The sequence below is a fragment of the Kribbella sp. NBC_01505 genome (assembly GCF_045040285.1).
GTDB lineage: Bacteria > Actinomycetota > Actinomycetes > Propionibacteriales > Kribbellaceae > Kribbella.
Window position 1 is genome coordinate 9759442 of the sequence record NZ_CP109425.1, and the last position, 19770, is coordinate 9779211.

The following is a 19770-nucleotide window of genomic DNA, read 5'->3' on the forward strand; positions in this document are numbered from 1 at the left end:
GTCAGTGGGAGGTCAGTTCTCGGTGTGCGTCGGCGGCAGCTTCGGCGCGTCCTGCACCTTGCCGTCCGCCTTGTCACGGCCCGCGTCCGGCACGTCGACCGGGTCCTTGGCAGGCTCCTCGACGGCGTCGGTCGCGGCCGCGGCCTCGTCGGTCGCGGGCACCACCTCGTCGGCGGTCACGTCCTCGTCCGGGATGATCCGGCCGACGGCCGCCTTGACGACCTGGATCAGCACGCCGTCGGAGATCTCCAGCGTCACGTACTCGTCGTCGGTCTCCTCGACGATGCCGACCATGCCGCTGGTGGTGATCACCTTGGTCCCCGGCGAGAGGGCGGCGACGGTCTGCGCCTGCTTCTCGCGCTGCTTACGCTGCGTGCGGCTCATGAACCAGATCATTCCGACAATCAGGATCAGCGGGATCAGCAGCGTGATGCCGCCACCCCCGGAGCCGGCCATCGGTGCGGCAAGGAGTTGCATCGGGTCTCAGAATCCTTCGTGAATCGGGAGTACGGGCTTCCGGCACGCTCTGCTCAAGCGCGCAGTTCGCAGCGGAATGACCTCAGGTCAGGCCAACGGGGAGTCTAACCCTGAGCGTCAACAACTGCCTCATGACACGGGGTCACGTTTGCGTCACCGAACCCGGAGACCACGAGGAGCGTATCCCCGATCGCCGCAGTCTGCCGTGGTTTCGAAGTCGGTGGAACCATTGCCCCGCAGGGAACTTCGAGGACGGTTCAGTCGTCCTCGTCGTCGAACAGTGTGTCGGCGAACGCGGCGCCCTTGGGAATCTTCAGCCCGATGTGCCGCCAGGCGGCCGGAGTCGCGACCCGGCCCCGCGGCGTACGGGCCAAGTAGCCGGAGCGGACCAGGAACGGCTCGGCGACCTCTTCGACCGTCTCACGCTCCTCCCCCACCGCGACCGCGAGCGTCGACAGACCGACCGGACCGCCGCCGAAGCGACGGCACAACGCGTCCAGTACTGAGCGGTCGAGCCGGTCCAGGCCCATCTTGTCGACCTCGTACAGCTCGAGGGCCGCCTTCGACAGGGCGAGCGTGATGATGCCGTCGGCCCGGACCTCGGCGAAGTCGCGCACCCGGCGGAGCAGCCGGTTCGCGATCCGGGGTGTGCCGCGGGACCGGGACGCGATCTCGGCCGCGGCCTCCGGGGTGATGTCGACCTCGAGCAGGTCGGCCGACCGGTTGACGATCTTCTCCAGCTCGGAGGCGTCGTAGAACTCCAGGTGCCCGGTGAATCCGAACCGGTCCCGCAGCGGCCCCGGCAGCAGGCCGGCGCGCGTGGTCGCCCCGACCAGTGTGAATGGCGGGATCTCCAGCGGGATCGCGGTCGCGCCGGGCCCCTTGCCGACGATCACGTCGACCCGGAAGTCCTCCATCGCCATGTAGAGGAGCTCCTCGGCGGGCCGCGACATCCGGTGGATCTCGTCGAGGAACAGCACCTCGCCCTCGTTCAGCCCGGACAGGATCGCGGCCAGGTCACCGGCGTGCTGGATCGCCGGGCCGCTCGTCACCCGCAGCGGCGCCGACATCTCGGCCGCGATGATCATGGCCAGCGTCGTCTTGCCCAGACCGGGCGGGCCGGACAGCAGGACGTGGTCAGGCGTCCGGTTCCGGCCGCGGGCCGCGTGCAGGACCAGCTCGAGCTGCTCACTGACCCGGCGCTGGCCGCCGAACTCGGCCAGCGTGCGCGGGCGCAGCGCCGACTCGATCTTGCGCTCCTCGAGATCCACCACATCCGCGGAGACCAGCGGGCGGACGTTGTCGTCCATCGCCTATGCCTTGGAGAGCGCGCGGAGCGCGGCGCGGAGAAGGTCGGGAACCGACGGATTCGGGTTGTCCGCGGCCAGCGGCGAGACAGCGATGACCGCGTCCTCGGCGTCGCGCGGCGACCAGCCGAGACCGACCAGACCGGCGTGAACCTGATCTCGCCAGGCCTCCTGGGTCTGCAGCGGTCGCCCGGTCACCGTCTTCGACGGCGCACCGATCTTGTCCTTGAGCTCGAGCACGATCCGCTGGGCGCCCTTCTTCCCGATGCCCGGGACCTTCACCAGTACGACGAGGTCCTCGGTCGCGACGGCCTGCCGCAACTGGTCCGGGCTGAGCACCGCGAGCGCGGCCTGCGCCAGCTTCGGGCCGACACCGGAGGCCGTCAGCAACAGCTCGAACAGCTCCTTGGAGTCGTCGTCGGCGAAGCCGTAGAGCGTGAGCGAGTCCTCCCGCACGATCATCGACGTCGCGACCCGGGCCTCCTCACCGGGACGCAACCCGGCCAGGGTGCCGGGATCGCAGTACACCTGCAGGCCCACTCCGCCGACCTCGATCACGGCACTGTCCACTCCGATGGCCGCCACCGGGCCACGCACGAACGCGATCACCGCGCACCTCCACTCATCGCTTGCTCTCTTGCGCCGCAACGGCGGCTCGCAGCCGGGCCACCTGCAGGCGGGACTGCGCCTGCGCGGCTGCCTCCAGATTCGACCGCGAGGCGGCCGCCTGCTGCAGTTTGCTCGTCACACCACCACGCCAGATGTGACAGATCGCCAGCGCCAACGCGTCCGCGGCGTCGGCTGGCGTCGGCCGCTCGGGCAGCTGCAGGATCCGGGTGACCATCGTGGTGACCTGCTCCTTGCCGGCCCGGCCGGAGCCGGTGACCGCGGCCTTGACCTCGCTCGGGGTGTGCAGCGCGACCGGCAGCCCGCTGCGCGCGGCCACCACCATCGCCACCCCGGAGGCCTGGGCCGTGCCCATCACCGTCCGCACGTTGTGCTGCGCGAAGACCCGCTCCACCGCGACCGCGTCCGGCCGGTACTCGGTGATCCACTCGACCAGCTCGGCCTCGATCCGCACCAGGCGTTGCGAGACGTCGAGATCGGGCGGGGTCCGGATCACGCCGACGGCGACCATCGTGGGCGGTCTGCCCGGTGTGCCCTCGACGACGCCGAGACCGCACCGGGTCAACCCAGGGTCGACGCCGAGCACCCGCATGGACTACCTCCGAACGTTTGTTCGACAACCCTAACGGCCGGTCCGGACCGCCGGGAAATCGACGCGCCGCCCGCTCAGAAGTCGTCGACCATGTACGACGCCGGGCCCCCGAAGGCGGTGTCCAGCGCAGGATCCGCCGCCGCTGCTCCCCCGGTCGCCAATCCACCCGCACGAAGCGCGGCCATCGACGTACCGGCGTAGAGGGCGGCGAGTCCGCGAGCTCCCAGGTGCAAGGCGTCCTCGGCCGGTTCGGCAGCGGTCAGCGTGCCTGCCCCATCCGCGATCGACAGCCGCCAGTCCCCCGCATTGGCGGGCAGGTCGGCGTCTTCCAGCCGCACTGCGACATCCAGTACGACGCTCGCCGGGAACCCGCGCTGCGCGATCGCGGCCGGTGCATCGACCAGCCGGAGCATCCAGCGGATGACCGACGGGTCCGACTCGGCCTCGTGCTCGGCGAGCAGGTGGATCGGATCGGTCGGTGGCACCACGGCGTACACGGTCCGGGCGGTTGACGCACCGGAACCGACTGTCGCCCACAGTGCTCGTGCGGTCTGCTCGGAGCCGGCGATCAGCTCGCCGACTGCCAGTCCGCCATCGGTCCAGTTGTAGACGACGAAGCCGTCCTCGGCGACGTACGCGAAGTTCTCCTCGTCGCCCAGCCAGTCCTCGATCTCACTGAGCGGCCAGACCAGCGGACCGTTGGTGCGCTGGGTCTCGTGCAGCTTGGATGCCAGGTCCAGGAAGAGCTGTGCGTCTTCCTTGCCGGCCTTCCGCACTGCGACGCCCTTACCGCCGAGCACTCGTAGATCAGCCGCTGGGAAGGCGAACCGGTACTTGGCCCCGCCGAACTCGTAGCCGAGGTGCCGGTAGAGCACAGTCGTCGCCGGATACAGCGCCGACAACGGATAGCCCTTCTCAGCACACCGCTCCAGTACGCCGCGCATCAGCAGACTGCCGACACCACGGCCGCGGTACTCCGGAGCGACGATGACTCCGGCGACACCGCCCATCGGCAGCTTCCGTCCGCCCCACCACTGCTCCAGCGGCCAGATGCGAGCCGCCGCGACCAACTGGTCGCCGTCGACAACGCCTAGATACCGGCCGTCCCGCAGGAACTCCAGTGCGGTCTTACGCCACTCGTCCTTGTCCCCACCGGGCCCGAACGACCGCTGTCGCACGCCCCAGACCGCTTCCAGTTGTTCCTCGACAACGTCCACCACCCGCAGCGCATCCGTCACACGCCAGACCTTACGACGCCGCCCGTCAGCCCAGCGAGAGAAATACGGGCAGTGCGTTGATGGCTCCGTGAACCGTGATCAGCGGCCACATCCGCCGGTACCGGCTCCAGAGATAGCCCAGGAAGAGCCCTTGCGCACCCTGGTTCACCAGCACCGACGCAAGGTCGATGCCCAGCTCGCCCCGGCCCTGCAGCGCCACATGCCAGACCGCCCACGCGATCGACGAGATCAGGATCGCCGGCCACGGTCCGAGCAACTGCTCCCACCGGGTCTGCAGCCAGCGTCGGTAGAAGACCTCCTCGAGCACGCTGTTGATCAGGAACACGCTGATGATCACCAGCACCAGATCGACGGTGCCCAAGTTCGGCCGCGCCGGGACCGGAGCGGCGAGTGGTCCGACGTACGACAGCACCAGGAAGGCTGCGACCGGCAGCGCGGGAGCCCACCGGACCGCCGTAGGCCAGGCCCTGGTGGGCTTGCCTCCCAGCCAACGGAAGACGGCCAGCGGTGCGAGCAGGAGCAGCAGAACCTTCAGCACCTCGAACAGCCCGAGACCGAACAGCTTCAGCAGTACGGCGAACGCCACCGCCAGTGCAAGCAGAATCCACGCCTGCCGGCGATCCGCCGTACCGTCGGCTGTTCGCTCGTGCCGCCATGGTGTGACCCGCACCAGAACTATTCCGACCGCAACGGGGATCCAGCGGGCCCACATCGGGACCGTGCTGTCGTTGTCCGCCGTGTACCGCACATCCGTGTTGCCGGTTGCCACCAGCACTAGCGCGGCTCCGACCAGAACAGCGAGCCCGCCCGCCAGCACCCATCGACGCATCTGCGGCATTCTGCCAGCCGGAAGGGCCTACTTACGGTCGGTGACCCACAGGTGGATGGTGCCTTCGACCACGACCGTGCCGTCGTCCCGGGTCGCTTTCACTCGCACCGGGACGTCGGGTCCGGTGGTCCAGTCGTCCGGGTCGGTTTCGGCGGAGCAGGTGAGGTCGGTGGTGGACTTGGCGAGGTAGGCGACCTCCATGCCCTTCGGCAGCCAGCGCTTCCCGGCGGGGACGGTCGACTCGGCCAGTGCGCCCATCGCTGCCTCCAGTCCGTTGCACACCGCGATCGCATGCACCGTGCCGATGTGGTTCTGAACCGCCCGCCGCTTCGGCAGCACCAGAGACGCGTAGTTCGGCCCGACCTGCACGAACCGCGGCCGGATCGACCGGAAGTACGGCGCCCTCCAGCTGAAGGCCCGCGAGAACAGCCGGTCCCCACCCGGAACCGCCTTCAGCCGGCCCCACATCTCCAGCACCTGAGTCGCCATGCGGCCCAGGTTACCCGCAAGTAGCGCAGGTCGCCTCAATATCGCGTTGCTGCCGCGGAGCGAGCCGCCCTAAGGTCACACCGGACTCTCCGCCGGGAACCGCCCGGCGACGTACCAGAAGGTGGTGACCGAGATGCTCGAACTGCGCAACTGCGACCTGGACAATCTGAACTCCGTGACGAAGTACCCCTCGATCCCCACCTACCACTCGCTGGATCCACGCAACGGAGGACTGCTCGACGAGCGGGTCCCGTTCGCCGGTCCGGTGATCGGCACCGAGAAGGTCGACGGCACCAACGCGCGCATCGTCACGCTGCCCGACGGCTCCTACCTACTCGGCAGCCGCGAGGAGTTCCTCTATGCGAAGGGCGACCTGATCGGCAATCCGGCGCTCGGCATCGTCGCCGAGCTCCGTGCGGTCGCGGACGCCCTTCCGGTCCCGGCCGCCGACCGCATCGAGGTGCGCTTCCTGGAGGTGTACGGCGGCAAGGTCACCGGTGCGAGCAAGAACTACACCGGCGACCGTCGAGTCGGCCACCGCCTCTTCGATGCGATCCACCTGACCGGCTACGAGGACCTGCTGACCCAGCCGCGACCTGCGCTGTCGGAGTGGCGCGAATCCGGTCAGCAGCCGTTCCTCAACGAGGAAGAGCTCCAGAAGCTGGCGACCGCGGACGGACTGACCCTCACGCCCCGCCTGTTCACCCTCGACGCGACCGAACTGCCGGACGGCCTCGAAGAGACCCAGGCCTTCCTCAGCCAGCACCTGCCGCAGACGCTGAGCGGTCTCGACGACGCTGCTGTCGGCACGCCCGAAGGCATCGTCCTGCGCACGCCTGACCGCTCCACCATCGCCAAGGCGCGCTTCCAGGACTACGCCCGCACTCTGAAGCGCAAAGCCCGCTAGGGCGTCTCGGGCCGGACCGTCCGGAGTGTTCCGTTCACACGGACCTGGACGGTACGGCGCGAGGTCGTGCGGTCGGCTGTGATCCGGAACGATCGGACGCGGCCGGCCGCCCAGGTGCAGTCCACCCGGTAGCCACCGCGTGCACGCAGACCGCGGAACGAACCGTCGGGCCAAGTTGCCGGCACCGCGGGCAGCAGTGCGATCTCACCACCGTGGCTCTGCAGCAGCATTTCCGCGATCGCACCAGACACTCCGAGGTTTCCGTCGATCTGGAACGGCGGGTGCGTCGCGAACAGGTTCTGGAGCGTGTTGAAGGTCAGTAGGCCGCGCAACATGATCGCCGCGCGCTCACCGTCCCCCAGCCGGGCGAACAGTGCGCAGCGCCAGGGCCAGGTCCACGAACGACGACTGTCGCCCGACACGGTGGCCGCGGTGAACGGCTCGCCTTCCTTCTCACCGCAGCGTGCCTTCAACGACACCAGCGCCGCTGCCGCGAGTTCCGGCGTACCGGCTGGATTGATCTGGCGGCCGGGGTAGACGGCGAACAGATGTGAGGTGTGCCGGTGGATGTCGGCCGGATCGTCCCGGTCGGTCTGCCACTCCTGCAGTTGTCCCCAGCGACCGACCTTGTTGGGGGCCAGTCGAGCTTGCAGGTCCGCGATTGTTCGGCGGTACGGCGCATCGACGTTCAGAGCGGTCGCAGCGTCGACGTAGTTCTGGAACAGGTCCCAGATGATCTGCTGGTCGTACATCACGCCGTTCTCGCGCGGACCGTGTTCCGGCGACCAGCCGTCGGGTGACACCAGTCGACCGTCGGCGTCCTCGACGAGACGGTCCTCCCAGAACTCGCAGATCTCCTTGATCAACGGGTACGCGTGCTTACGCAGGTACGCGCGGTCCTGCGTGAAGGCGTAGTGCTCCCAGAGATGCTGCGCGTACCAGGCACTCGCGACGGTGTTCCACTGCCAGGAGTTGCCGCCGAAGATGCTCTGACTGGTCCGAGCGGTCCAGCCGCGGGTCTGGGCACCGAACGCGTGCCTCGTTGCCACTCGGCTCGGCACTGCGACCTGCTCGATGAAGTGCGTGAGTGCCTCGTGCGAATCCGGCAGGTCCGTGGTCTCTGCACCCCAGTAGTTCATCTGGACATTGATGTTCGTGTGGTAATCCGAAGCCCACGCTGGCTGGTCCTGGTCGTTCCACAGTCCCTGCAGGTTGGCCGGCAGCCCGTCCGGTCGCGATGAGGACGTCAGGAGGTAGCGGCTGTAGGTGAACAGGGTTTGCTCGAGTGACGGGTCCGCACCGCCATCGGCGTACCGCGCTAGTCGTTGGTCTGTGGGCAGTGCGGCAATGTCAGGAGCGGTGGTGCCCCAGTCGACAGAGACGCGACGCATGCGAGCACTGAAGTCCTTCTGGTGCTTGCTCAACAACGCATCTGCACCTCGCCGGACCGCAGTGGCGACGGACTGCCGCACCGCGGGCGCTGGGGCGCTACCGCGCCAACCGTCCGCCGCTGACATCGCATAGTCGGTCCGCCCGTCCACATAGAGCAGCAGCTCGCGACAGCCCTGCACCTCGATCGACGTGCCATCCGTCGTCACCGATCCACCACGCGCCACGACCCGGACCTCGGCTGCGTAGCGCAATCCGTTGCCCATGGCACCGTTGAACCGCAGCGTCGTCCGGTCCGCCGTCGTCTTCGCGCCTTGGCCGGCCAGCAGCGACACACGCCCCGATAGCTGTCCGGCGTAGCGCAGTACGAGCACCTCACCAGCAAACGCCGTACTGCGGATGCGCACACCCTGCTCGTCGACGTACTCGGCGCTGTGCACCCCACTCACCAGATCGAGCGAACGCCGGTACTCCGTGAAGTGCGGAGCGTCCCGCGGATCCACACCGTCCAAGGCGATCTCGGCAACCTGGAAATGGCTCACCCCGGCGACCGGTGTGAAGGTGAAGCGATAGTGCCGGTACGACGCCGGGGTCGCGATGTCGAAGTGCCGAGTCTCGAGCCGCGCAGTGAACGGGCCGGACAACTGCTGTCGGTCGAGCACTGTCCACGCCTGCCCGTCGTTCGACCCCTCAAGCACCCACGACTGCGGATCCCGAGCCGGTACGTCGTTCGCACTGGTCAGTGCATAGCCGCTGACGCTGGCGGCCTTTCGGAGCGCCAACTGCCACACCACCGTGGCCGGTGGCGAGATCACACACCACTTGGTCTCCTTGCGGCCGTCGATCGTCTGCTGCACGGTCTCGGCAGCAGACGTCTCGTACGGACCACCTGGTGCGGTCAGCTCGGTCGCTCCGCCGCCGAGCTCGACGTACAGGTCACCGAAGTTCCGGAACGAGCCGAAGCCGGTCATCGAGGTGTCGAACGCGTTGTCGTCGACACCTGCCAGACCGTTGTCGTAGTCGTTCACTCCGCCCCACAGACTCTGCTCACTGAGCTGGATGCGGTCCCGGCCGACGCCACCGAACACCATGGCGCCCAGCCGGCCGTTTCCGATCGGGAGCGCGCCCGACTCCCACGCGCGGGCCGGCTCGCCGTACTCGAGCCGCCCGGGCCGGACAGTAGGCAAGCTCGGCCGCGCCGACGCGACCGTCACCCCACTGACCCAGGCCGCGGTCCCCAGACCACCGGCGGCGAGAACAGCACGACGACTCAACTCAGGCATGGGCGGGCCTCTCGAAGAGATCGGGCGAATCTGCGCGATTCTGCGCAGACTCACGGGCTCCCGAGCGAGGATGCCGAAAGAAAGGTCCGATGTCTACCCTTCGATGCTCCTGATTTAGCAGCCGCAGGAACGTCGATAGGTGTAGCGGACCGGGAGCTCGGTGTGTGCCGGGGAACGGTGCGTGCCGTTGATCACCGCGAACAAGGTTTCGGTCGCCACCCGCGCCATCTCCTCGGCCGGCACGGTGACGGTGCTGATCATCGGAGTGGTCAGGCGGGACAGTCCGAAGTCGTCGAACCCCACGATGCGAACCTGGTCCGGTACGGCGACACCGCGCGCGAGCAGCACCCGGAGCGCACCGACCGCCATGTCGTCGTTGGCGGACACGATGCCGTCCACCGGCGTCGGCAAGTGCTGCACCGCGGCCGCACCGGACGGTTCGCTCAGATCCCCTTCCACCACTGCCGATTCGACGCCGGCAGCTCGCACCGCCCGCCGAAAGCCTTCCAGACGGTCTATCCCAGCCTGGTGATCGAGAGTGCCGGTGACATGCAGGAGATGACGACACCCGTGTACGTCGATCAGATGCCTGGTGATCGTCTCGCTCGCAGTCACGTCGTCGATGCCGACGCTGATCGCAGCGGTGTCACGGCTATTCCCGATCAGTACGGCGGGCAGGCCGGAGGCGATCAGCGCGGTCATGTTCGGATCGTCGACCGCCGCACTGGTCACGATCACCCCGTCCGCGGACCGCGACTGCAGCACCCGCTCGTACGCCGTACCGGTGGCGCCGTCACTCGTCGAGACGATGACCTGGGAGCCATGGCGGGCAGCGACCTTGGCCAGGCCGGTCAGGACGTGCATGAAGTACAAGTGCCCGAAGGTGTGGTCGGAAGTGTTGGGCACGATCAGCGCGACCGCACCGGCCTGTTGACGACGCAGTGCGCGGCCGGCCGAGCTGGGTACGTAGCCCAGCTCGGCCGCTGCCTGTTCGACCTTCGCCCGGGTGGCAGCGCTGATCCTGGTGTTGCCGGACAGCGCCATCGACACCGTGGCCGGCGTGACGCCGACCCGGTGTGCCACCTCGGCGATGGTGACCCGCTTGGCCATCAATTCAGCTGGAACCTGTCTGTCGACACCTGGCCGCAGCTGAGGATCTGCAGTGGAGTGCCATTGGCGGTCCCGGCACCCACTGCACTCATGCACTTCCCGGACTGCGAGTTGCGCATCGTACCGTCGGCTTGCGGGGTCCACTGCTGCCCGCCACTGCCGGTGCAGTCGTTCAGCAGCAGACGCGTCCCGTCCGCAGTGCCATTCGCCGTCAGACAGCGACCTAGCGTGCGGATGGTGTGGTCGGCCACGTCGTAGCGCCAGTGCTGGTCCTTGGCCAGCGGTCCGGCGCCCTTGAGGGTCTGACAGCTCCACAGCTGGACTACCGCGTTGTTGCCGCCCTCATCGCGTCCTGAGACGTCAACGCAGCTACCGCGGTGGTGAATCAGGACTGGTACGACGAACTGTTGCGCGGGCCCCGCCGTACAGTCTGCAAGCTGGAGTGCTGAGCCGTCAGAGGTGCCAGCGGCCGTCAGGCACTTGCCGGATGCTGGGTTCTTCACGGTGCCGTCGGCTTGCGGGTACCACTGCTGGTTCCCTGCGGCTGAACAGTCAGCCACCTTGATCGCCGTACCATCGGCGGCCAAGCAGCGACCGATGGTGCGCAGGGTGCCGCCGTACCAGTCCGAAGAGATCCAGTGCATGTCGGCTGCCATCGGACGGCACTCCCAGAGGTCAACCGGGGCGCCGTTCCCGCCGATGTCGTTGCCATAGACATCGATGCACTTGCCGCCAGGACCAGTGATGAGCTCACCCGGCCCACCGCCGGTGCTGGTGCCGTCGTAGTGCTGGGCGAGGATGTTGGCCTGGACAGCGTTGTCGGTCGCGTTGGAGGCGTAGCCCGACGTCATCGCGCCTTCGAAGAAGGTGCCGGTCGCACGGTTGCTGTTGTCACCGCCGACGCCCAGGACGATCGAGCCCTCCTGCTGCATCGGCGTGTAATTGCCGGGTGGCAGCGCACCCTCGTACCAGGTGTTCAGCGCACCGGTCTGCGAGTTGCCGCCCTTGAGCGAGAACGTGTTCTGGCCGTTGTTCCTCAGCACAGCGGTGACGAACTTGCTCGGGTTACCGCGGTTCGGCGCCCACAGGCCGGTACCGCCCTGGAAGACACCGTCCTCGAGGTCGGCCTCCACCCAAGGCCCTGGATCGGCCGAGTTGGTCGCGTTCAGGTAGGAGATGTTGAGCGTGTCCATGTGGCCCTGACCGGTGTCCTTGACCTCGGTCTCCACGTTTCCGAAGTCCGAACAGCACTCGTCGCTCGCATTGGTGCCGCTGGCCACCTCGTAGACGGACTCCGGCTGCCCGGCGCGCGCCGTACCGGTGGTGACCGTGCTCGCGCGCCGGTAGCCGGTCAGTGGTGGCATGTAGAGCCCGTACGCCTTGTGACCGGCCACTGTGATCGGCAGCGCGGCCGCATCGGCCGGACGGTTCTGCGGACCGCCCGCACCGGGCCCTGCGATGGTCAGGTCGTTGTGCCGACTGGTGTGGTCGTAGAGGACCAGCACCTTGCAGGCAGTGCCCGCGCAGAACTCGTCCTGTACGGCGGCGTTGGCGTACCCGCCGGTGCTGTCGAGCCCGATGTCCCGAGTGGCGTTGTCGGAGGTCCGCTGCACCTTGTAGAGCGGCCCGTTGTACGAGGCGAACAGGGCGCGCGTCGTACTGAACGCACCGACGCAGGGGGTGCCGCCGCGCGCGTAGATGTCGCAGGGGGCCTCGGTCTGGCCGGCAACGGCGGACTGTGGCGTGAGAGCCGTCGCCAGGAGCAGTCCGGCGACGGACGCTTGCAGAAGCTTGGGGCGGAAAGACATCACACAACCTCTCTTCAGCGGTCGATGTTTAATCGATTAAACATCGACCGGAAGAGGTTGGGAACGGCTGGGCACCCACCGGGCGCCCAGCCGTCAGCCAGTCAGCCCGTCAGCAGTACAGGTTGTCGCCCGGCGAGACGCCGAGCAGACCGGTGAACCGCCGGTAGGCGCTGACCCGGGCCTCCACCTGCGCCGGGTTGCCACCGTTGCACTCGAGCGAACCGTTGATGCTGCGGATCGTCTCACCGAAGCCGCGGTTGTTGATCATCGCGTTGTGCGGCGTCATGGTGCCCGGGCCGCTCTGGGTGTTCCAGTACCAGAGTCCGGTCTTCCAGGAGACGGCCGGATCCTGCTCGACCAGCCACGGGTTGGTCAGCAGCGGCAGCCCGAGAGCGTCACCCGCGGCCTTGTAGTTGAAGTTGTGGCTCAACTGGATCGGACCGCGACCGTAGTAGGCGTTCTGACCCGCCGGGCAGCCGTACGGCAGCTCCGGGTGGCAGTAGTTCGGGTAGTTCGCCTCGTTGATCTCCTTGATGTAAACCAGTCCACCGGTCTCGTGGTTCACATTCGCCAGGAACGCGGCGGCCTCACGCTTCTTGGTCGTGTCGTCCCCGGTGGTGGCGAATCCGGGATACGCGCCGGTCGCGTTCACCAGACCGGCGTACGTGTAGAAGCTGTTCCGGCTCGGGAACATCTGGTTGAACACCGCCTCACTGACCGGGAATCCGCCGGCCGGTGGCGGAGTGCCGTTGCAGGTGTAGGGATCCCAGTACCAGGTGCTCACCGTCGGCGAATACCCCGGATTGTCGTGCTCGGCGATGTAATAAGCGCCTTCGAACTTCACGATGTTGCCGGTCACGTACGACTGCCCCTGAACCCAGTCGGGGTAGTTGCAACTCGCCGGCGGGTTCGTGTCGCCACAGTTGTACGGATCCCAGTACCAGGTACTCACCGTCGGCGAATAGCCGGGATTGTCATGCTCGGCGATGTAATAAGCACCTTCGAACTTCACGACATTGCCCGTCACGTACGACTGCCCTTGCACCCAGTCGGTATACGTACAGGCCAGCGCCGCCGCCGGCGCGGCCGAGGCCACGGCAATTCCAGGAACCAGCAGCGCGACCAGCGCCATCACGAAAACGAACAGTCTCTTCACCAGCGTCTCCTTCGTAGGGGCGGTTACTCGGAGCGCAGAAACCCGAAGGGTTCGGCACCCCCAGATCTAGCACCCATCCCCGACTAACGAAAGGTCTCACCGAAAAGACTGTGGGCGGGTCAGCGCAGGAGATCCTCGCGCCGCGAGATTCCCGCCGACGCCGGAAGCACCCACATCTCGTACGCCGCGGCCATCAACTGCGCCGCGCGTTCCGCCGGCACCCGGCCGTACCCGGTACCGAACCCCGGAGCCGCGATCCGCTTCGCCGGACAACGCCCGATCGCCACCAGAGCCGCCCAGAAAGCGTCATGTACGGCGATGTCCAGCCCACCGGACAGCGGCATCGGCACGCGCATCGTTGGCGCGTAGACCAGCCAGCGGCATCGGTCATCCCCGGTCGGCACCACGCTCGCCGCCCCGACCGGCAGATACCCGTGATGCTCGTCGGCCACGGCCGCCCACACCGCCCGCTGGATCGCCGGCCAGTGCTCGGCGATGACGCGGTCCACCCCGCCGTCCATCTGCCCGTAGCTGTTCCCCGCCGTCACCACGGCGTCGACCTCGGGCAGCACGTCCAGCAACGACCCCTGCCGCACCTCCACCTGCCCCGCGTAGATCTCCGCGGCGAACGCCTCTTCCCAGGCGGACACGAGTTCGGCATCGAGGTCGACGAGCAGCAGACGAGGCATCACCCCGATGCTATCCAAAACAACAGCCGCCGCGGACCTGGAATCCACGGCGGCTGTTGGGGAGAAGCTGTTAGCCGACTTCGGCCATTACCTCGTCGGAGACGTCGAAGTTGGCGTAGACGTTCTGGACGTCGTCGCTGTCTTCGAGGGCGTCGATCAGGCGGAAGATCTTGTTGGCGCCGTCGGCGTCGAGCTCTACGGTCATCGAGGGGACGAAGGAGGCGTCGGCGGACTCGTAGTCGATGCCGGCGCCCTGGAGGGCGGTGCGGACCTTGACCAGGTCGCTGGCCTCGCTGATCACCTCGTAGGACTCGCCGAGGTCGTTGACCTCGTCGGCGCCGGCCTCGAGGACCGCCTCCATCACGTCGTCCTCGGAGTAGGTCTTGCCGTCCTGCTCCTTGTTCACCACGATGACGCCCTTGCGGTGGAACAGGTAGGCGACACTGTTCGGGTCCGCGAGCGAGCCGCCGTTGCGGGTCATCGCTGTGCGGACGTCGGCCGCCGCGCGGTTGCGGTTGTCGGTCAGGCACTCGATCAGCATCGCGACACCGTTCGGGCCGTAGCCCTCGTAGGTGATCGACTGCCAGTCCGCGCCACCGGCCTCGGCCCCGGAACCACGCTTGACGGCGCGGTCGATGTTGTCGTTGGGGACCGACGACTTCTTGGCCTTCTGGACCGCGTCGTACAGGGTCGGGTTGCCCGCGAGGTCACCGCCGCCCGTGCGGGCGGCCACCTCGATGTTCTTGATCAGCTTCGCGAAGAGCTTGGCGCGCCTCGAGTCGATGACCGCTTTCTTGTGTTTCGTGGTGGCCCATTTGGAGTGGCCTGACATCGCGAACCCAACCCTTCTACCGCCGAACAGCCTGATCGCCGAACAAGAACCTATCCGCTCGCGACCAGCTCGGCGAAGTAGCCGTGCAGCCTGGCATCCCCGGTCATCTCCGGATGGAAGGACGTGGCCAGCAACCGATCGTGGCGAACCGCCACGATCCTACCCAAGGCGGGGCCCGAGCTCACCGTCGACAGTACCTCCACGTCCGGTCCGACCCGTTCCACCCACGGTGCCCGGATGAACACGGCGTGGTACGGCGTCCCGAACGCGGCGAACTCCAGATCCGCCTCGAACGAGTCCACCTGCCGCCCGAACGCGTTCCGCCGTACCGTCACATCCAGCCCGCCGAGCGTCTCCTGGTCGGCGATCCCACCGGTGATCTCGTTCGCGAGCAGGATCATCCCGGCGCACGTCCCGAACACCGGCATCCCGTCCGCGATCCGCTTCTGCAGCGGCTCGAACAGCTCGAAGGCGCGCGCCAGCTTGTCCATGGTGGTCGACTCGCCACCCGGCAGCACCAGCGCGTCCACCTGCTCCAGCTCGGAGGGACGCCGTACAGGCCGTGACTCCACCCCGACCTGCGTCAGCATCGCCAGGTGCTCCCGCACATTGCCCTGCAGCGCGAAGACTCCGATCACGGGACTCATAGCGACACCCGCCGTTGCCAGTCCAGCGTGACCTCGATCCGGCCCTCGTCAAAGACGGCCGGCAGTTCGCGTTCGTTGAGCAGTGTGAGTACGTCCTCCAGCAACGGCTCCCCCGGTGCCACATTGGCGGTATCCGGGTGCCAGACCTTCAGCTCCAGCATGCCGAAGTCCACCGCGTGCCAGACGTCGGTGTCGGTGAAGAACACCAGCCCCAGCGCTCCAGCAGAAGCCTCCAGCACCTGCCGGGCCTCATGGTGGTCAGCGGTGTAGCGAACGACCACTACCCCCAACGCCTCCAGCTCAGCCAGTACGGCGTCCAGCCGGTCCGGATCGGTCACCTCGGGCCAGCCCTTGGCGTCCTCGGTCACGTCAATGACCGCGTCACCAATCAGCAACGGCACCAGCGCGGCCGCGTCCATAGCCGGCGCATCCTCCGCCACCGCCTCGGTCAGCGCCGCAGTGATGGCCGCATGGTCCGCATACCCCGACCGCACCAGCACCCGCGCCAGTCCACGCAGCTCCCGAGCAGTCCGCTCATCAACAGCCAAAAGCCCCTCGGAACCGCTCACCAGCCACGCTCACCAAGACGGAGTGCACACATGCTCCTCAGCCTAGCTCTGTTCACTGGCGAGGTTTGACCCGCTTGGTCGGGACGGCGGTGAGGGGGTCTTCCGGCCAGGGGTGGCGGGGGTAGCGGGCTCGCAGGTCGGCTCGGACCTGGGGGTAGCCCTGCTTCCAGAAGGAGGCGAGGTCGCTCGTGATCGCGACCGGACGGCGGGCGGGCGACAGTAGATGCAGGACGACCGGGACCCGACCGTCCGCCACGGCTGGCGTGGCGGTCCAGCCGAAGACCTCCTGCAGCTTCACCGCGAGCACCGGCGGCTCGACACCGTCGTACGCGAGTCGCACCTCAGAGCCCGAGGGCACCTGGAGCCGTTCCGGTGCGAGCTCACCGAACCGTGCTGCCGCCGGCCAGGGCAGTAGTCGCCGGAGCGCCGTCGCAACGTCAATGTGCGCCAGGTCGCGCGCGCCGCGCACCGAGGCAAGCTCCGTCCCCAGCCACTCATCAAGAGTGGCCAGGAGCGCTTCGTCGTCGACCGCAGGCCACGGGGCTCCGAGGTGGGCGTGACAGAACGCGAGCCGCTCCCGCAATGCCAGTGCGGCCTCCGACCAACGCAGTACAGACAGACCGCTGCGACGGATCCCGTCGCGGACGGCCGCTTGGACGAGCAGCCGGTCGGGCTTGGCCAGTGGCATGTCGTTGAGCACGATCGCCCCGAGCGCCTCGACGCGCCGCGTCACGATCCGGCCGTCGTCCCAGCGGATCTGGTCGGTGGTCGAGACGAGGTCACCGGCGATGTCTCGCGCGGTCGGTTCATCGATCGGCGCCGCCGAACGGATCCTGGCGTCGGCGTGACCGGGCGCCCGGTCGGCGACCGCGATCGCCAGCCAGGTCGTGGTCCGCAACGGCGACTGCGGATCCAGCGCCGCACCAGTGCCACCAGACATCTGGTACGTCGTCGAGTCGGCCGACCGCACCCGCGCGATCCGATCCGGATAAGCCAGCCCCACGACAACCCCGGCCGCGAGATCATCCGGCACTGCACCTACAGCCGGGCCAGCGCCTCGGCCGAGGCGTTTGGTTTCCTCTCGCCAGCGAGCCGTGGCTCCGCGGTCCTCGCCGCGGCGAAGGGCACGCCAGCGAGCCGGTAGGTCATCGCCGAAGTCGCGGCCGGAGTCGTCGGAAAGCATCGCGACGATCTCGCGAGCGCGGTCGGCGCCGACCCGCGGCGTCCCGTCCAGCAACGCCCGCGCCAACCGAGGATGCGCCCCGATCGCCGCCATCCGCCGTCCCCGCTCGGTGATCCGCCCTTCGCCGTCCAGAGCGTCGAGGCGATGCAGCAACTCGGTGGCCGCGGTCATCGCCACCTCCGGCGGCGCCTCGAGCAACGTCAGCCCGTCACCGGCCGGTGCACCCCACGCCGCGAGGTCGAGCGCGAAGCCGGCCAGATCGGCGATCGCGATCTCCGGCGCCGGGTGCTCGTCGAGATGCGCGTGGTCAGTGGCAGACCAGCACCGATACACCCGGCCGGGCGCCTCCCGCCCGGCGCGACCCGCGCGCTGCGCGGCCGACGATTTCGACACCCGGCACGTGACCAACGCACCGAGGCCGCGGGACTGATCGATCCGCGGCTCCCGAGCAAGACCCGAGTCGACCACCACCCTGACTCCAGACACGGTCAGCGAACTCTCCGCGACCGATGTCGTGACCACGATCCGACGCTCGGCGGACGCCGCCAACGCCCGGTCCTGGTCACCCCTCGACTGCCGACCGAACAACGGCAGGACATTCAGATCGGCCAACCGCCGAGTCACCCCGTTGATCTCGGCCTCCCCCGGAACGAACACGAGGATGTCGCCGTCGTTCTCAACCAGCGCACGCCGTACGACGCTCGCAGCGTGATCCAGCAGCCGCGGATCAACCCGCCCACCGGGCAGCAGCGGAACGGGAACCGGGGGCGGCGCCCACTCGATCGCCACGTCGAACAGCGCGGCCGACGCGGTGATCACCGGCGCCCCCAGCGCGCGACTCAACCGAACGGTGTCCGCCGTGGCCGAGGTCGCGACGATCGCCAGGTCCTCGCGCAGATTCGCCCGGACGTCGACGCAGAACGCGAGCAGCAGATCGGCATCGAGGTGCCGCTCGTGACACTCGTCGATCACGATCGCGGCCACCCCCGGCAACTCGGGGTCCTGCTGCAAGCGCCGTACCAGCAGGCCCGTCGTCACCACCTCGACCCGAAGCCCCTTGCCGCCGCTCCGTTCGCCACGCATCGCGTAACCGATCCGCTGCCCCAACGGCTCGCCGACCAACATCGCCAGCCGCGCCGCCGCCGCCCGGGTCGCCATCCGCCGCGGCTCCGCGACGATGATCGTCCCCCCGAGCGCATCCCCCAGCGCCAGCGGCAGCAACGAGGTCTTCCCCGACCCCGGCGGTGCTACCAGCACCGCCGTACCGCCCGAACGCACCGCCGCAACGGTCGCAGGCAGCACCGCCCGTACAGGCAGATCCGCCCCCGGCACCGACAAGTCAGGCAACAACACCCCCCGACGCTAGCCGAGCGCCTTCAGGAGGGCGGGCACCTGGTCGAACAAGAAGAAGATGAACCTGATTAATTAGAGATCTGAAGGTCAATGGATCTGATCTATTTGCAGATCTGCGGTGAGCTGTTACCTTGACGGGCGAATTGATCTGATCCATTGCCCGCCCGCCTCCGCAGAAAGCTCCTATGAAGATCACCCACGTCGAGACCCATCAGGTCCGCATCCCCGCCGCGAGTCCCCCGTTCAGCTGGCGGGACGGGCTCGGCGGGAGTGCCCCTGCCGCCACCGGCGCCGTACTGCGGATCGGCACGGACGAGGGGGCGGAGGGTGTCGCGCTGTTCGCCCGGCCCGGAGCGGCTGCCCAGCTGGAGGAGCTTGTCGACCGGGTGTTCCGGGACGAACTCGTCGGCCAGGATCCGTACCAGCGCGAGTGGCTGTGGCATCGCGTCTGGGAGCTCGACCGGATCGAGGAACTCCCGCTTCCCGTGCTCGGTCTGATCGACGTCGCGCTGTGGGACCTGGCGGGCCGGGTCGCCGAGCAACCGGTCTGGCAGCTACTCGGCGGCTACCGACGATCGATCCCCGCCTATGCCTCGACCTCGACCTTCGCCACCACCGCGGAGTTCCTCGATGTCGCCACCCAGTGTCTCGAGGCCGGCTACGCGGCGATCAAGCTGCACGCCTGGGGTGACGTCCGCCGCGACGCTCAGCTCTGCGCCGCGTTGCGGGATCACGTCGGCGACGACGTGCCGCTGATGTACGACGGCTCGGCCGGCTTCGATCTCCCCGACGCGATCCGGCTCGGCCGGGCGCTCACCGAGCTGGACTACCTCTGGTACGAGGAGCCCATGCGCGAGTTCAGCATCTCGGCGTACCAGCAACTGGCCCAGTCGGTCGGCGTACCGCTGCTGGTCGGTGAGACGTCCGACGGCGCCCACCTGAACACCGCGGACTTCATCAGCGCGGGCGCGGCGACCTTCGGCGTCCGGGCGAGCACGACCTTGCGCGGTGGGATCACCGGCGCGATGCGGATCGCGCACCTCGCCGATTCCTACCGCCTCCGGGCCGAGATCCATGGCTCCGACATCCCCAACCAGCACCTGTGCATGGCGATCTCGAACACGACCTACTACGAGTCGCTCATCACCTCGACCGACGTACGGCGTGAGTCCTGCGTCGACGCCAACGGCCAGGTGCACGCCCCGCTCGCCCCCGGGATCGCCCTGCCCGCGCACCTCGAATACCCCGCACCGCTGCAGCACCTCATCCCCTGAAGAAGGACCCG

The 19770-nt window shown here is 68.1% G+C and carries 18 protein-coding genes; 2 read left to right on the forward strand and 16 right to left on the reverse strand.

Annotated elements, in window-relative coordinates:
• Nucleotides 1-12: 12 nt before the first annotated feature.
• The 7 genes from yajC to OG474_RS45370 form a co-directional block, all read right to left on the reverse strand.
• The gene (gene yajC, locus OG474_RS45340; RefSeq protein WP_405059909.1) at nucleotides 13-477 is read right to left on the reverse strand and encodes a preprotein translocase subunit YajC; all 465 of its coding nucleotides are present in this window, start codon (nucleotides 475-477) and stop codon (nucleotides 13-15) included.
• A gap of 257 nt (nucleotides 478-734) precedes the next feature.
• Entirely contained in the window at nucleotides 735-1787 is a 1053-nt protein-coding gene (gene ruvB, locus OG474_RS45345) for a Holliday junction branch migration DNA helicase RuvB (protein WP_405059910.1), read from the reverse strand.
• A gap of 3 nt (nucleotides 1788-1790) precedes the next feature.
• The gene (ruvA, locus tag OG474_RS45350) at nucleotides 1791-2393 is read right to left on the reverse strand and encodes a Holliday junction branch migration protein RuvA (protein ID WP_405059911.1); all 603 of its coding nucleotides are present in this window, start codon (nucleotides 2391-2393) and stop codon (nucleotides 1791-1793) included.
• Nucleotides 2394-2406: 13 nt separating this feature from the next.
• A complete protein-coding gene (gene ruvC, locus OG474_RS45355; RefSeq protein ID WP_405059912.1) occupies nucleotides 2407-3003 on the reverse strand; it encodes a crossover junction endodeoxyribonuclease RuvC in 597 nt (198 codons plus the stop codon).
• Between the two features lie 74 nt (nucleotides 3004-3077).
• Nucleotides 3078-4241 carry an enhanced intracellular survival protein Eis gene (gene eis / locus OG474_RS45360; RefSeq protein ID WP_405059913.1) on the reverse strand — a complete coding sequence of 388 codons (1164 nt, stop codon included), beginning with the start codon at nucleotides 4239-4241 and terminating at the stop codon, nucleotides 3078-3080.
• Between the two features lie 25 nt (nucleotides 4242-4266).
• Complete coding sequence (locus tag OG474_RS45365; RefSeq protein WP_405059914.1) at nucleotides 4267-5070, reverse strand: CPBP family intramembrane glutamic endopeptidase; 804 nt, start codon at nucleotides 5068-5070, stop codon at nucleotides 4267-4269.
• A gap of 27 nt (nucleotides 5071-5097) precedes the next feature.
• Nucleotides 5098-5559 (reverse strand): hotdog fold domain-containing protein, encoded by a 462-nt coding sequence (locus tag OG474_RS45370; RefSeq protein WP_405059915.1) that lies wholly within the window; start codon nucleotides 5557-5559, stop codon nucleotides 5098-5100.
• 133 nt (nucleotides 5560-5692) lie between these two features.
• Here OG474_RS45370 and OG474_RS45375 point away from each other — a divergent pair, with 133 nt between their 5' ends.
• A complete protein-coding gene (locus tag OG474_RS45375) occupies nucleotides 5693-6466 on the forward strand; it encodes an RNA ligase family protein (RefSeq protein ID WP_405064682.1) in 774 nt (257 codons plus the stop codon).
• On the opposite strand, the gene OG474_RS45380 is transcribed toward OG474_RS45375, so the two are convergent.
• The 9 genes from OG474_RS45380 to hrpB all read right to left on the reverse strand — a co-directional run bounded on the left by OG474_RS45380 (nucleotide 6463) and on the right by hrpB (nucleotide 18485).
• Nucleotides 6463-9138 (reverse strand): glycosyl hydrolase family 95 catalytic domain-containing protein, encoded by a 2676-nt coding sequence (locus OG474_RS45380; RefSeq protein ID WP_405059916.1) that lies wholly within the window; start codon nucleotides 9136-9138, stop codon nucleotides 6463-6465. The two genes, OG474_RS45375 and OG474_RS45380, sit on opposite strands and share 4 nt — an antisense overlap.
• Before the next feature lie 114 nt (nucleotides 9139-9252).
• Nucleotides 9253-10248, reverse strand: coding sequence for a LacI family DNA-binding transcriptional regulator (locus OG474_RS45385; RefSeq protein WP_405059917.1), 996 nt, complete (start codon nucleotides 10246-10248; stop codon nucleotides 9253-9255).
• Nucleotides 10248-12056, reverse strand: a complete 1809-nt coding sequence (locus OG474_RS45390; RefSeq protein WP_405059918.1) for an arabinofuranosidase catalytic domain-containing protein — start codon at nucleotides 12054-12056, stop codon at nucleotides 10248-10250. The genes OG474_RS45385 and OG474_RS45390 overlap by 1 nt, the downstream gene beginning before the upstream one ends.
• 109 nt (nucleotides 12057-12165) lie before the next feature.
• Nucleotides 12166-13212 (reverse strand): glycoside hydrolase family 19 protein, encoded by a 1047-nt coding sequence (locus OG474_RS45395; RefSeq protein ID WP_405059919.1) that lies wholly within the window; start codon nucleotides 13210-13212, stop codon nucleotides 12166-12168.
• 119 nt (nucleotides 13213-13331) lie between these two features.
• Nucleotides 13332-13901 (reverse strand): macro domain-containing protein, encoded by a 570-nt coding sequence (locus OG474_RS45400; protein ID WP_405059920.1) that lies wholly within the window; start codon nucleotides 13899-13901, stop codon nucleotides 13332-13334.
• A 70-nt stretch (nucleotides 13902-13971) separates the two neighbouring features.
• Entirely contained in the window at nucleotides 13972-14733 is a 762-nt protein-coding gene (locus OG474_RS45405) for a YebC/PmpR family DNA-binding transcriptional regulator (RefSeq protein WP_405059921.1), read from the reverse strand.
• 50 nt (nucleotides 14734-14783) lie between these two features.
• Entirely contained in the window at nucleotides 14784-15380 is a 597-nt protein-coding gene (gene pdxT / locus OG474_RS45410) for a pyridoxal 5'-phosphate synthase glutaminase subunit PdxT (RefSeq protein WP_405059922.1), read from the reverse strand.
• Nucleotides 15377-15949 (reverse strand): DUF6891 domain-containing protein, encoded by a 573-nt coding sequence (locus tag OG474_RS45415; RefSeq protein WP_405059923.1) that lies wholly within the window; start codon nucleotides 15947-15949, stop codon nucleotides 15377-15379. Before OG474_RS45415 ends, pdxT begins: the two co-directional genes overlap by 4 nt.
• 52 nt (nucleotides 15950-16001) lie before the next feature.
• Nucleotides 16002-18485 (reverse strand): ATP-dependent helicase HrpB, encoded by a 2484-nt coding sequence (gene hrpB / locus OG474_RS45420; RefSeq protein WP_405059924.1) that lies wholly within the window; start codon nucleotides 18483-18485, stop codon nucleotides 16002-16004.
• A gap of 185 nt (nucleotides 18486-18670) precedes the next feature.
• Between hrpB and OG474_RS45425 the strand changes: the two genes are divergently transcribed.
• Nucleotides 18671-19759 carry an enolase C-terminal domain-like protein gene (locus tag OG474_RS45425; RefSeq protein WP_405059925.1) on the forward strand — a complete coding sequence of 363 codons (1089 nt, stop codon included), beginning with the start codon at nucleotides 18671-18673 and terminating at the stop codon, nucleotides 19757-19759.
• Nucleotides 19760-19770: the final 11 nt, after the last annotated feature.